At 71.7% G+C, this 11,579-nt stretch carries 10 protein-coding genes; 3 read left to right on the top strand and 7 right to left on the bottom strand.

All coding sequences use genetic code 11. The features are described from left to right. Positions 1–73 precede the first annotated feature (73 nt). Complete coding sequence (gene pepN / locus ACHFIV_RS26555) at positions 74–2,662, bottom strand: aminopeptidase N (protein ID WP_398973944.1); 2,589 nt, start codon at positions 2,660–2,662, stop codon at positions 74–76. Positions 2,663–2,793: 131 nt separating this feature from the next. Here pepN and ACHFIV_RS26550 point away from each other — a divergent pair, with 131 nt between their 5' ends. Further along, positions 2,794–3,444 (top strand): mycothiol-dependent nitroreductase Rv2466c family protein, encoded by a 651-nt coding sequence (locus ACHFIV_RS26550; protein WP_398973941.1) that lies wholly within the window; start codon positions 2,794–2,796, stop codon positions 3,442–3,444. A gap of 71 nt (positions 3,445–3,515) precedes the next feature. Here ACHFIV_RS26550 and ACHFIV_RS26545 read toward each other — a convergent pair whose 3' ends face one another. The 3 genes from ACHFIV_RS26545 to ACHFIV_RS26535 form a co-directional block, all read right to left on the bottom strand. Then, positions 3,516–3,788, bottom strand: a complete 273-nt coding sequence (locus tag ACHFIV_RS26545) for a DUF3253 domain-containing protein (RefSeq protein WP_398973938.1) — start codon at positions 3,786–3,788, stop codon at positions 3,516–3,518. 263 nt (positions 3,789–4,051) lie between these two features. Further along, positions 4,052–4,693, bottom strand: a complete 642-nt coding sequence (locus ACHFIV_RS26540) for a superoxide dismutase (protein ID WP_398973935.1) — start codon at positions 4,691–4,693, stop codon at positions 4,052–4,054. A 97-nt stretch (positions 4,694–4,790) separates the two neighbouring features. Then, the gene (locus ACHFIV_RS26535) at positions 4,791–5,855 is read right to left on the bottom strand and encodes a glycerophosphodiester phosphodiesterase family protein (protein ID WP_398973932.1); all 1,065 of its coding nucleotides are present in this window, start codon (positions 5,853–5,855) and stop codon (positions 4,791–4,793) included. A gap of 139 nt (positions 5,856–5,994) precedes the next feature. On the opposite strand from ACHFIV_RS26535, the gene ACHFIV_RS26530 reads away from it, so the two are divergent. Continuing rightward, the gene (locus ACHFIV_RS26530; protein WP_398973929.1) at positions 5,995–6,447 is read left to right on the top strand and encodes a GNAT family N-acetyltransferase; all 453 of its coding nucleotides are present in this window, start codon (positions 5,995–5,997) and stop codon (positions 6,445–6,447) included. 70 nt (positions 6,448–6,517) lie between these two features. Here ACHFIV_RS26530 and ACHFIV_RS26525 read toward each other — a convergent pair whose 3' ends face one another. Both ACHFIV_RS26525 and ACHFIV_RS26520 read right to left on the bottom strand, forming a co-directional pair. Next, positions 6,518–7,933, bottom strand: a complete 1,416-nt coding sequence (locus ACHFIV_RS26525; RefSeq protein ID WP_398973926.1) for an amino acid permease — start codon at positions 7,931–7,933, stop codon at positions 6,518–6,520. Positions 7,934–8,052: 119 nt separating this feature from the next. Next, positions 8,053–9,444, bottom strand: coding sequence for an amino acid permease (locus tag ACHFIV_RS26520; protein ID WP_398973923.1), 1,392 nt, complete (start codon positions 9,442–9,444; stop codon positions 8,053–8,055). A 262-nt stretch (positions 9,445–9,706) separates the two neighbouring features. On the opposite strand from ACHFIV_RS26520, the gene ACHFIV_RS26515 reads away from it, so the two are divergent. Continuing rightward, positions 9,707–10,300 (top strand): biotin transporter BioY, encoded by a 594-nt coding sequence (locus ACHFIV_RS26515; protein ID WP_398973920.1) that lies wholly within the window; start codon positions 9,707–9,709, stop codon positions 10,298–10,300. On the opposite strand, the gene ACHFIV_RS26510 is transcribed toward ACHFIV_RS26515, so the two are convergent. Then, a complete protein-coding gene (locus ACHFIV_RS26510; RefSeq protein WP_398973918.1) occupies positions 10,281–11,573 on the bottom strand; it encodes an FAD-binding oxidoreductase in 1,293 nt (430 codons plus the stop codon). The two genes, ACHFIV_RS26515 and ACHFIV_RS26510, sit on opposite strands and share 20 nt — an antisense overlap. Positions 11,574–11,579: the final 6 nt, after the last annotated feature.

The raw sequence follows: 11,579 nt of genomic DNA, 5'->3' as shown, positions 1-11,579 counted from the left end.
AAGATGGGGGGGGGTGGGGGGGGGCCCGCGGGCCGTGCGCCCCGCACACGTGTGCGGGGCGCACGCCGTGATCTCACGCCGCCGCGTCGCGCTCCTGCCCCCTCAGGGCACGCGCCAGGTCGTCCCGCGCCTCCAGGACCAGCCGACGGAGCGCCGGAGCCGCGTCAGGGTGCGAGGTCAGCCACGCGTCCGTCGCGGTGAGGGTCGCGGGGTCGTCCTGCAGACCGGGGAAGAGGCCCCCGACCACGTCCATACCGATCTGGATGGAGCGCTCGGCCCAGACCCGCTCGATCGCCTCGAAGTACGAGGCGGTGTACGGCGCCAGCAACTCCCGCTGCGACGGCTGCCCGAAGCCCGCGATCGTCGCCGCGACGAGGGCGTTGGACAGCTTGTCCGACTCCACGACCACGGCCCAGGCCTGGGCCTTGACCGCCGCCGAGGGGCGCGAGGCCAGGCACCGCACGTGGTGCCGCTTGCCGGACGCCGTGTCGTCGCGGGCGAGCTCGGCGTCCAGGGCCGCCTCGTCCGCCTTGCCGTGCGAGGCCAGCGGGGCGAGGAACGCCCACCGCAGCTCCTGGTCGACGTCCAGGCCGTCGATCTGGGCCGAACCGTCGAGCAGGCCACCCAGCAGCTGGAAGTCGGAGTCCGACGCAGCGACGGCGGCGAAGAAGCGGGCCCACGTCAGCTGGTGCTCGCTTCCCGGCTCCGCGCGACGCAGCTCCGCCAGCGCGCCCCCGGCCAGCGCCCGGCCGCCCTCCTCCCGCCAGGACGGGGCCACGTAGTGCACCAGCGCCGACCGGGCCCAGGCGTGCAGCATCTGCAGGACTCCGATGTCCGACTCGCGGCCGGCGAACGACAGCACCAGGGAGACGAACTCCCTGGCCGGCAGCAGCGCGTCCCGCGTCAGGTTCCACAGGGCGGACCAGCACAGGGCCCGGGCCAGCGGGTCGGTGATGTCACCGAGGTGCTCGCGCAGGGTGGTGAGGGAGACCTCGTCGAAGCGGACCTTGCAGTACGTCAGGTCGTCGTCGTTGACCAGGACCAGGTCGGGCCTCTCCGCACCGGCCAGCTCCGTGACCACCGTGCGTTCCCCGGCGACGTCCGCCTCGGCGCGGGCGTAGCGCACCAGCCCGGCCTCCGGCGACAGCCGGTACAGGCCCACCGCGACCCGGTGCGGCCTGAGCACGGGGTGGGAGGCCGGGGCCTCCTGGGCCACGGAGAGCTCCGCGATCCGGCCGTCACCGCCGTACGTCACGACCGGCGTGAGGACGTTGACCCCCGCCGTCTCCAGCCAGGCGCGCGACCAGGCCGTCATGTCGCGCCCCGATGTCTCGGCCAGCACCGAGAGCAGGTCGCCCAGCTGTGTGTTGCCGTAGGCGTGCCGCTTGAAGTAGCGGCGCGCGCCCTCCAGGAACGCCTCCCGCCCCACGTACGCCACGAGCTGCTTGAGCACCGAGGCGCCCTTGGCGTACGTGATGCCGTCGAAGTTCAGCTTGGCGTCCTCCAGGTCACGGATGTCGGCTGTGACCGGGTGCGTCGACGGCAGCTGGTCGGCGCGGTACGCCCATGCCTTGCGGTTGTTGGCGAAGGTGATCCAGCCGTCCGTGAAGCGGGTCGCCTCCACCATCGAGAAGGTCCCCATGAAGTCGGCGAACGACTCCTTCAGCCACAGGTCGTCCCACCACTGCATGGTGACGAGGTCGCCGAACCACATGTGCGCCATCTCGTGCATGATGACGTTGGCCCGGCGCTCGTAGGAGGCCGAGGTGACCTTGCCGCGGTAGATGTACTCCTCGCGGAAGGTGACGAGGCCCGGGTTCTCCATGGCACCGAGGTTGTACTCCGGCACGAACGCCTGGTCGTACTTCCCGAAGGGGTACGGGTAGTCGAACTGGTCGTGGAAGAAGTCCAGACCCTGCTTGGTGACCAGGAAGACGTCGTCGGCGTCGAAGTGACGCGCGAGCCCCTTGCGGCACATCGCGCCGAGCGGGACCTCCAGCTTCGACCCGTCGTCGAACGTACGTGTGTAGAGGTCGCTGACGTAGTGGTACGGGCCCGCCACGACCACCGTGATGTAGGTGGAGATCGGCAGGGTCTCCGCGAAGCGGTGGACACCGCCCTCCCGCGACTCCTCCTCGCCGTTGCTCCGGACCTGCCAGCCCTCGGGCGCCGTCACCTCGAAGCGGTAGGGCGCCTTCAGGTCCGGCTGTTCGAAGTTGGCGAAGACCCGCCGCGCGTCGGCCGGCTCGTACTGCGTGTAGAGGTAGACCTCGCCGTCCTCCGGGTCGACGAAGCGGTGCAGGCCCTCGCCGGTCCGGCTGTAGGCGCACTGCGCGTCGACCACCAGGACGTTGTCACCAGCGGCGAGGTCCTCCAGCACGATCCTGGTCCCGTCGAAGACGGCCCCGGGGTCCAGGTCCTTGCCGTTCAGCGCCACCGCGTTCACGGACGGGGCCAGCAGGTCGGCGAAGGTCGAGGCCCCGGCACGGGCGGAACGGAAGCGGATCGTGGTCTGCGAGCGGAAGGTGCGCGGACCGGCGTCGTCGCCCCCGTCGGGCTCCCCGACGGCGGAGCGGAGGTCGAGAGCGACCTCGTAACCGTCGACGGTCAGCAGCTCGGCCCTCTCGCGGGCCTCGTCGCGGGACAGGTTCTCACCGGGCACGGAGCACTCCTTTGTGTCTCGTTCGAAGACCTTTGATCCTCCCATGCGGCCACGAGGGCGGCGCACGGGAATGGCGGGAGGGCGCGTGGCGTTCCGACACTCAGGTGCAGACCGACCTCACGAGGAGAGACATGCCCGAGAACAGCACGGCCGGCGGCAGGATCCCGGCGGACTTCTGGTTCGACCCGCTCTGTCCCTGGGCCTGGATGACCTCCCGCTGGATGCTCGAGGTGGAGAAGGTCCGCGATGTCGAGGTGCGCTGGCACGTGATGAGCCTCGCCGTGCTCAACGAGCCCCGGCTCGACGAGCTGCCCGAGGAGTACCAGGACATGATGCGCACCCAGGCCTGGGCGCCGGTGCGCGTCGTGGTCGCCGCACAGCAGAAGCACGGCGACGACATCGTCGGCCCGCTGTACACCGCGCTCGGCACCCGCATCCACAACAACGGCGAGGGACCCACCCGCGAGGCGATCGCGGGCGCGCTGGCCGACGTCGGCCTGCCGGCCGAGCTCCTGGAGTACGCCGACTCCGACGCGTACGACAAGGAGCTCCGCGCCTCCCACCAGGAGGGCATCGACAAGGTCGGCCAGGACGTCGGCACCCCGGTCATCGCCGTCCCCGGCGCCGACGGCGAGCAGATCGCCTTCTTCGGCCCGGTCGTCACCCCCGCCCCCAAGGGCGAGGAGGCCGCGAAGCTCTGGGACGGCACGCTGCTGGTGGCGTCCATCCCCGGCTTCTACGAGATCAAGCGGACCCGTACGCAGGGCCCGGTCTTCGACTGACACCGGCCGGCCGGTGCGGGCGCCCGGAACTCCGGGCCCGCACCGGCCGTGTGCCGTCGGCCCGGGAGGTGTCAGCGGGCGCGGCGGATACGGACCGGACCTCGGGCCTCTGCCGGTTCGACAGGGCGGCCACCCTGGGTGATCTCCACCTCGCCGGCCGTGACCAGCCGCCGGGCCGCGCCGCGGACCGGCTCCATGAGCGCCCGCCAGCCGTCGTCGTCCCCTTCGTACACCGCTCGGGCGACGTCGGACGGGCAGATCGTCGCCGCCGGGCCACGACGGTCCAGCAGCTCCAGGATGGCTCGCTCCAGGCGCCGGCCGGTCTGCTGTCGGATGTCCGTCACCCTGCCAGTCTCGCACCGGCCGCCGTGGTGAGCAGAAGACCTCCCGGCCCTCCTGTGCGGGCGGCGGGCGCCCGTCCGCGCCGGCCGCGGCCAGGGATCACCACGCGGCCCGTCCGGCCGCACACCGTGCGGACCGGCTACGGGCCCGGGCATGGGAGGACCCCCGCGAGTCATGTCCTCGCGGGGGTCCTCCGTTGATCCGCCTGCCGGGTGAAGGCTGAGAAGACGATCACGAGGCAGGACGTTCGGGTCGCTCCGTCAGGTCAGGGAGCGAGCAGCAGCACGTCGGCGCGCTCCTTGGCGGCGGCGTAGCGCTTCGCCACGTCCTGCCAGTTGACGACGCGCCACATGGCCTCGATGAAGTCCACCTTCTGGTTCTTGTACTGGAGGTAGAAGGCGTGCTCCCAGGCGTCGAAGACCAGGATCGGGACGGATCCCTGGCCCACGTTGCCCTGGTGGTCGTAGACCTGTTCGACGATCAGCTTGCCGCTGACCGGCTCGTACGCGAGGACGCCCCAGCCCGAGCCCTGCGTGGTGGCCGCGGCTTTCGTCAGCTGGGACTTGAAGCCGGCGTAGGAACCGAAGGAGTCCGCGATCGCGTCGGCCAGGTCACCCACACCGTCCGCCGCGAGGGGCTCGCCACCGCCGTCGCCGGTCATGTTGTGCCAGTAGATCGAGTGCAGGATGTGGCCGGAGAGGTGGAAGGCGAGGTTCTTCTGGAGGCCGTTGACGGAGCCCCAGGCCTCCTTGGCGCGGGCCTCTTCCAGCTGCTCCAGGGTGTCGTTCGCACCCTTGACGTACGCGGCGTGGTGCTTGTCGTGATGCAGCTCGATGATCTGCGGATTGATGACCGGTTCGAGCGCCGCGTAGTCGTACGGGAGTTCCGGAAGCGTGTACGTGGCCATGGGTTCGAACCCTCCAACTGCTACCTGGTGGCTATTGCAAGTTCTTCGCAATTGCAGGCTAGCAGGAGGAGGGCCCGAAGGTGATCAGCCGTTCGTCCTAGGACCGCCGGCCGTCGCGTGCGGTCGCCGCGAGGTCGGGGAAGTCCGTCACGACGGCGTCCACGCCCCGGCCGAAGTGGAAGGCGTACTCGGCGAAGGCGTCACCGAAGTCGTTCGGCGCGGCGCCCCTCCGGTACTCGGCCGGGAGGTACCGGTTCTCGGCGCGGAAGGTGTACGCCCCGACCTTCAGCCCGGCGGCGTGGGCGTCCTCCAGCAGGGTGGACAGGGGTACCAGGGAGGACTTGTCCGGGCCTGCCCACCGGGCGTAGGTGGCGATCTCGCGCAGCCCCGCCGGCGTCATCATCTCCTGGTACGTCACCGGGTGGCCGTACGGTCCCCCGCTCGTCCCCAGGGCCTGCCACAGAGGGAGACCGAGCCGCGCCGAGGCCACCTCGAGGAGGCTGGACGGGTCGAAGGACTGGACCACGCACTCGCGGGCGGTGAGCCGGTTCCGGCGGACGAGCCTGATGAGTGCGGGCTCCAGGGGCAGGCCGACCGAGCGGAAGTACGCCGGGTGCTTCGTCTCCGGGAAGACCGTGATCTGCCGGCCGTGCTCCCTCGACAGGGCGCGGGCCAGGTCGACGACCTCCTGGAAGGTCATGATCCGCTCGCGTCCGTCGAAGACCGTGTTGCGGTTGCGGACCAGCGGGAGCCGTTCCACCGCGCGCAGCGTCCTCAGTTCGGCGAGGGTGAAGTCCTCGGTGAACCAGCCGGTGACGGAGCGCCCGTCCACCGTCTTCGTGGTGCGGCGGCCCGCGAACTCCGGGCGCCGGGCCACATCCGTGGTGCCGGAGATCTCGTTCTCGTGGCGCACCACCAGGACGTGGTCCTTCGTCGGGACCAGGTCGGGCTCGATCCAGTCGGCCCCGGCCCGCACCGCGAACGTGTAGGCGGAAGCGGTGTGTTCGGGACGCCAGCCGGCAGCACCCCGGTGGCCGATGACGAGCGGGCCCCTCCCGCCGCTCCCGGGCGCACCGGAGGCGGCGGCAGGGGCCGCCGCGGCGGCGGAGACGGCCGCCGTGGCCAGAAGGACCGAGCGGCGGCGCGGGTGCTGGAGGGTCATGGTTGCTCCTCGGTAGGCGCGGAGCACCCACCGAAGCGGCGCGGGGTTACGCCGGGGCGGACGGAACCTTGCCACCTCATGTACGGCCGCACGTACGGTGGTCGACGGGCGACGGAGGAGGAAGAGGAGGAAGGAAGGCGTGCGACTGCGACCTGGAAGGCCCTCGGAGGCCACGGCCCTGACCGGGCTGGCCCTGCGCTCCAAGGCCCACTGGGGATACGACGAGGCGTTCATGGCGGCCTGCCGCGACGAACTGACCGTCCGGCCCGGCGACACGGCCGGCGGGCGGACGGTGGTCGCGGAGGAGGACGGCCGCGTGCTGGGCTTCACCACTCTGGCCGGGGAGCCGCCCGAGGGCGCACTCGCCATGATGTTCGTCGAGCCGGACACCATCGGCAGGGGCGTGGGACGGCTCCTGTTCGAGCACACCGTGGAGCACGCCCGCCGACTGGGGTTCGTACGGCTCACCATCGACGCCGACCCGAACGCCGAGCCGTTCTACACGGCGATGGGCGCGGTCCGGATCGGCGCCACCCCCTCCGGCTCGGTCCCGGGGCGCGAACTGCCGCTGCTGGAGCTCGGTCTGGGATGACGGACACGCGCTCCCGCGTGCCCGGCCGGCCTGGGGCACGGCCGGGCGGAGCCGGGAGGTGGACCGGTGCTCAGCCGCCGGCCTGCGCGCGGCGCTCCGCCCGCTTCTGGCGTACCAGGCCGATGACGATCAGCAGCGCGGTCAGCGCGCCGGTCGCCAGGAGCTGGTCCCGCGTGTCGGGCTGCCGCAGCATCAGGACGAAGATGCCGGCCATGGCCGCCAGTGCCACGATCGTCAGGCCCGGGAAGAGCCACATCCGCACGACGAGCCGGTCGGGGGCCTCGCGCTCCGTCCGCTTGCGCAGGATCAGCTGGGAGACGGCGATGAAGATCCAGACGACCAGGATCACGGCGCCGATCATGTTGAGGAGCCACGGGAAGACGTCGTCGGGGCGCCAGTAGCTGAGCAGCACGCACAGGAAGCCGAAGACGGAGGAGGCGAGCACGGCGTTCCGCGGGACGCCGGAGGAGATCCTGCCGAGCACCTTCGGCCCCTGGCCGCGGGCGACGAGGGAACAGGCCATGCGCGAGGAGCCGTAGATGTTCGCGTTCATGGCGGAGAGGAGGGCGACCAGGATCACCACGTTCATGATCTCCGCGGCGCCGCTGATGCCGAGGTGGTCGAGCATCGCGTAGAACGGGCCGACCTCGGCGACCGTCGGGTCGTCCCACGGCACGAGGGTCACGATGACCGCCATCGAACCGATGTAGAAGACCGCGATGCGCCACATCGCCGTGCGCACCGCCTTGGCGACGCCCCGCACCGGGTTCTCGGACTCGGCCGCCGCGATGGTGACGGTCTCCAGACCGCCGTACGCGAAGACGGAGGCGAGCAGACCGATGATGAGGCCTTCGGAACCGTTCGGCATGAAGCCGCCGTCCCCGGTCAGGTTCGCGGTGCCGGGGGAGTCCGTGCCGGGCAGCACGCCCAGGATCGCGAGGAGGCCCAGCACCAGGAAGAGCGTGATCGCGATGACCTTGAGCGCGGCGAACCAGAACTCGAACTCACCGAAGTTCTTCACGGCGGCGAGGTTCGTACCGAGGAAGATCACCATGAACAGGGCGACCCAGGCCCACTCCGGCGTCCCGGGCAGCCAGCCGGTCACGATCTGCGCGGCACCGATGCCCTCCAGCCCCACCGCGACGCAGAGCAGCACCCAGAACGACCACCCGGCGGTGAAGCCCGCCCACGGCCCGATCGCGCGTTCCGCGTGGACGGAGAAGGAGCCGGAGGCGGGGTTGGCGGCGGACATCTCGCCGAGCATCCGCATCACGAACATGACCAGCAGACCGGAGATGCCGTACGCGATGACGATGGACGGCCCGGCCGCGGCGATGCCCGCGCCCGAGCCGACGAACAGCCCGGCCCCGATCACACCGCCCAGGGCGATCATCGACAGGTGTCGCTGCTTGAGGCCGTGGGTGAGCGCGGAGTCGGCAGTGGGGGCGGCGGCGTCCGTGGGGGGCGGCGCGGAGGTCCGGGACATGGACAGGCTCAGTTCACTGGTCGGGACGGAGGTCGGCCCACAGTCTGGCCATCGGCCCCGCCCACGCGGAACGACTGTCCGCTATACGGTCACGAGGCTCACACAAGGTGCTCACCCGCCTACGGCTTCGCCCGCAGCTCCCGCCCGGCCGCCACGAGCAGCACCAGGGCGGTGGCCCCCGCCGACCACAGCACCTGCGGACGGGCCGAGTCGTCGGTGAGCATCAGCAGCAGGACGGCCAGCAGGCCGGCCAGGGTCACCCAGGTCAGATAGGGGAAGCACCACATCGGCAGGGCCAGGGCGCCCGGCGCCTCCCGCTCCAGCCGGCGCCGCAGCCGCAGCTGTGAGGCGGCGATCAGGCCCCAGACGAACAGCAGGACGGCCCCGACCGAGTTGAGCATGTAGAGGAACACGGTCTCGGGCCACAGGAGATTGAGCAGGACGGAGACGAAACCGAAGGCCACCGAGGCCAGCACCGCCCGACGGGGCACCCCGCCGCCGCCCCGGCCCGACACCTTCAGCAGCCCGCGCGGCGCCTCGCCGCGCTCGGCCAGCGAGAAGATTATCCGGGACGAGCCGTACAGGTTGGCGTTCAGCGCCGAGAGCAGCGCCACGAAGACCACGATGTTCATGAGCTGCCCGGCCGACGGCACCCCGACCGAGTCCAGGACCTTCACATAGGGGCTGAGCCCGGCCCGCTGCGCGGTCCACGGCAGCACGGTCACGATGACCAGCATCGAACCCACGTAGAAGAAGAGGACGCGCACCACCGCGCTGCGCACCGCGCGCCCCACGGCGCGCGCCGGATCGTCGGTCTCGGCCGCCGCGATCGTGACGACCTCCAGCCCGCCGAAGGCGAACACCACGCTGAGCACACCGGCGACCACGCCGTCCCAGCCGTTCGGCAGGAAGCCGCCCCGGCCGGTGAGGTTCGTCAGTCCCACCGGATCGGTGTCGGGCAGGACACCGAGGACGGCCAGCAGGCCGAGCACCAGGAAGGCCACGATCGCGGCCACCTTCAGCGTGGCGAACCAGAACTCGAACTCGCCGAAGTTCTTCACGGCCGTCAGGTTGGCCACGGTGAACACCACCATGAAGACCAGCACCCAGAGCCACGGATCCATCGCGGGTACCCAGCCGTGGGCGATCTGAGCGGCGGCCGTCGCCTCGACGGCGAGCACCACCACCAGCATGAACCAGTAGAGCCAGCCCACGCTGAAGCCGGCCCAGCGGCCCAGGGCGCGCTCCGCGTGGACGGAGAAGGACCCGGAGGCGGGCATCGCGGCGGACATCTCACCGAGCATCCGCATCACGAGCGTCGCGAGCGCGCCCGCGATCAGGTATGAGACGACGACCGCCGGCCCGGCGACCGCGATACCCGCACCCGATCCGACGAAGAGGCCGGCGCCGATCACCCCTCCCAGACCGAGCATCGTCAGATGGCGCTGCTTCAGACCGTGGGCCAGGGGCTCGGACGGTACGGGGGAGTGCGTGGGGGGCGTGTCGTGCATGAGCTGAGGATCACTCTCGGATCATTTATGGGGAACCTACAGTCTCACGCGACGGCACCCATTCCCGAACGGAGGGGAGGGTGCACCCCCACCTCCGTGACCAGCATCACGTCGACATGTGATTGCGCGCTGCTCTTTGTCCGAACCCGACTAACCCCTCAACCGCCGCTTTGTGGGCGGCTGATGGTGTTCCAGCGATATTCCGTCGGCTAACGTCACCCTCAGTCCGTCCCTGCCTGCCGATCTCACCCGCGGAGTCCCGATGAGCACTGCTGCCGCCCCCGTCCGTTCCGGAGCGGTCCTCGCCGACCTGCTGCCCGCAGCCCGGCACCGCTACGCCGTGGACGCGGCGCTGGTCGCCGGCGGCGCCGCCCTCACCGGTATGGCCGCCCAGATCGCCGTGCCGGTCCCCGGCTCCCCGGTCCCCGTGACCGGCCAGACCTTCGCCGCACTGCTCATCGGCACCGCACTCGGCGCCCGGCGCGGCTTCCTCTCCCTCGCCCTGTACGCGCTGGTCGGCATGGCCGGCATGCCGTGGTTCTCCGAGGGCACCTCCGGCCCGGGTGGCGCGTCGTTCGGCTACGTCCTCGGCATGCTGCTCGCCGCCACCGTCGTCGGCGGTCTCGCCCGCCGGGGCGGCGACCGCTCCGTCCTGCGCACCGCGGGCACCATGGCCGTCGGATCCCTCATCATCTACGCGGTCGGCGTGCCGTACCTGGCGCTCTCCACCGGCATGTCGATGAGCGCCGCCGTCGCGGCCGGCCTGGTGCCGTTCCTCGTCGGTGACGCCCTCAAGGCCGCGCTGGCCATGGGGGCGCTGCCCGCCTCCTGGAAGCTCATCGGGCGTCGCGGCTGACGCCGTAGGCACCACCGAAGAGGCTCGCCGGGTCGTATCGCGACACCAGACCGGCGAGCCTCCCGGCCGTCCGGGGCCCGTGGAAGGCCTCGGTCCGGTCCCCGCCGCCGAAGGAGAAGTTCAGCGCACGGCCCAGGGTGTACGGCGCCGTCCGGCCGGCCACCTCCGCGTAGAGCGCCCGGACCGCCGCCACGTCCGTACCGTCCAGCGGGGACAGCAGCCGCAGCAGGAAGCCGGCGTCCCGGTAGGGCACCGCGTTGTCGTGGGCGGGCCGCGCGGCCAGTGCGCCGCCCAGGTGGTTGAGCTGGACCACCGTCATCATCGGAGCCTTGGGGCCGGTCAGTTCCAGCACCCGGGCGGCGGTCCCCGGGTCCAGGCCGCGGAGCATCAGCCCCTCGCCGTAGTAGGCGTGCGGGAACGGCGGATCACTGTGGACGGTGTGGCTCTCGGTGTACGGCATCTCCCGGAGCGAGTCCGAGAGCGCGGGCCCGATCGCCCGCAGCGGAGCCGCCAGGGCCTCGCCGTCCGCGGCCGGCCCGGTGTACGCGACGCGCACCGAGACCACGTACCGGCCGCGCAGCGGCTCCGGGAGCTGCGGCAGGTCGGGGTAGCACAGGGCCGCCACCGAGGAGGTGCAGGTCTCCGGGACGGTCCGCGTCCACTCCAGGTAGCTCCGCAGCACCTCGGGGGCCGCGGCGCCGTCGAAGGCCAGCGAGCCTCCGTACAGCCGCTCCACGGCCACCAGACCGGTCTCCAGCCCCGTCACGACGCCCAGCCGGTGCCCGCCGCCGCGCAGGCCCCAGAAGAGGTCCGGCTCGCTGTCGGGGGTGACGTGGCGCAGGACGCCGTCGGCGGTCACCACGTCCAGCGAGCGGACGTGGTCGGCTGCGTAGCCGAACTCCCTGGCCAGGACGGGCAGCCCGCCGCCGAGTGTGTACGAGACGGCGCCCACCCCCGGCGAGGAGCCGTTGAGCGGGGCGAGCCCGTACGGGGCCGCCGCCGCGACGACCCCGCCCCAGGTCGCGCCCGCCCCGACACGGGCCGTGCGGCGCACCGGATCGATCTCCACGCCGTCCATCCGGCGGGTGCTGACCAGCACACCGCCCTCGACGGGGCCCGGCAGCCCGTGCCCGGTCGCGTGGACGGCGACGGGCAGACCGCGCGCGGCGGCGTCCCGCACCGCGGTGGCGACGCCGGCGGCACTCGTGGGCTCCACGAGGAGGTCCGGGCGGATGGCGAAGCCGGTCTGGAAGCTGTCGGCTCTGGCGGTCATGAAGAA

Origin of the sequence: Streptomyces sp. ALB3 (assembly GCF_044385685.1) — a bacterium.
In the GTDB taxonomy this organism is placed as follows: domain Bacteria; phylum Actinomycetota; class Actinomycetes; order Streptomycetales; family Streptomycetaceae; genus Streptomyces.
The sequence above is the reverse complement of the archived record's forward strand: the minus strand, read 5'-3'. Positions and strand labels throughout refer to the sequence as shown.

Coding starts and splice junctions, on each gene's coding strand:
- ACHFIV_RS26550 (WP_398973941.1), top strand. CDS start 2,794: ATGCCCGAGAACAGCACGGCCGGCGGCAGGATCCCGGCGGACTTCTGG.
- ACHFIV_RS26515 (WP_398973920.1), top strand. CDS start 9,707: ATGAGCACTGCTGCCGCCCCCGTCCGTTCCGGAGCGGTCCTCGCCGAC.
- ACHFIV_RS26525 (WP_398973926.1), bottom strand. CDS start 7,933: ATGTCCCGGACCTCCGCGCCGCCCCCCACGGACGCCGCCGCCCCCACT.
- ACHFIV_RS26540 (WP_398973935.1), bottom strand. CDS start 4,693: ATGGCCACGTACACGCTTCCGGAACTCCCGTACGACTACGCGGCGCTC.
- ACHFIV_RS26535 (WP_398973932.1), bottom strand. CDS start 5,855: ATGACCCTCCAGCACCCGCGCCGCCGCTCGGTCCTTCTGGCCACGGCG.
- ACHFIV_RS26510 (WP_398973918.1), bottom strand. CDS start 11,573: ATGACCGCCAGAGCCGACAGCTTCCAGACCGGCTTCGCCATCCGCCCG.
- ACHFIV_RS26520 (WP_398973923.1), bottom strand. CDS start 9,444: ATGCACGACACGCCCCCCACGCACTCCCCCGTACCGTCCGAGCCCCTG.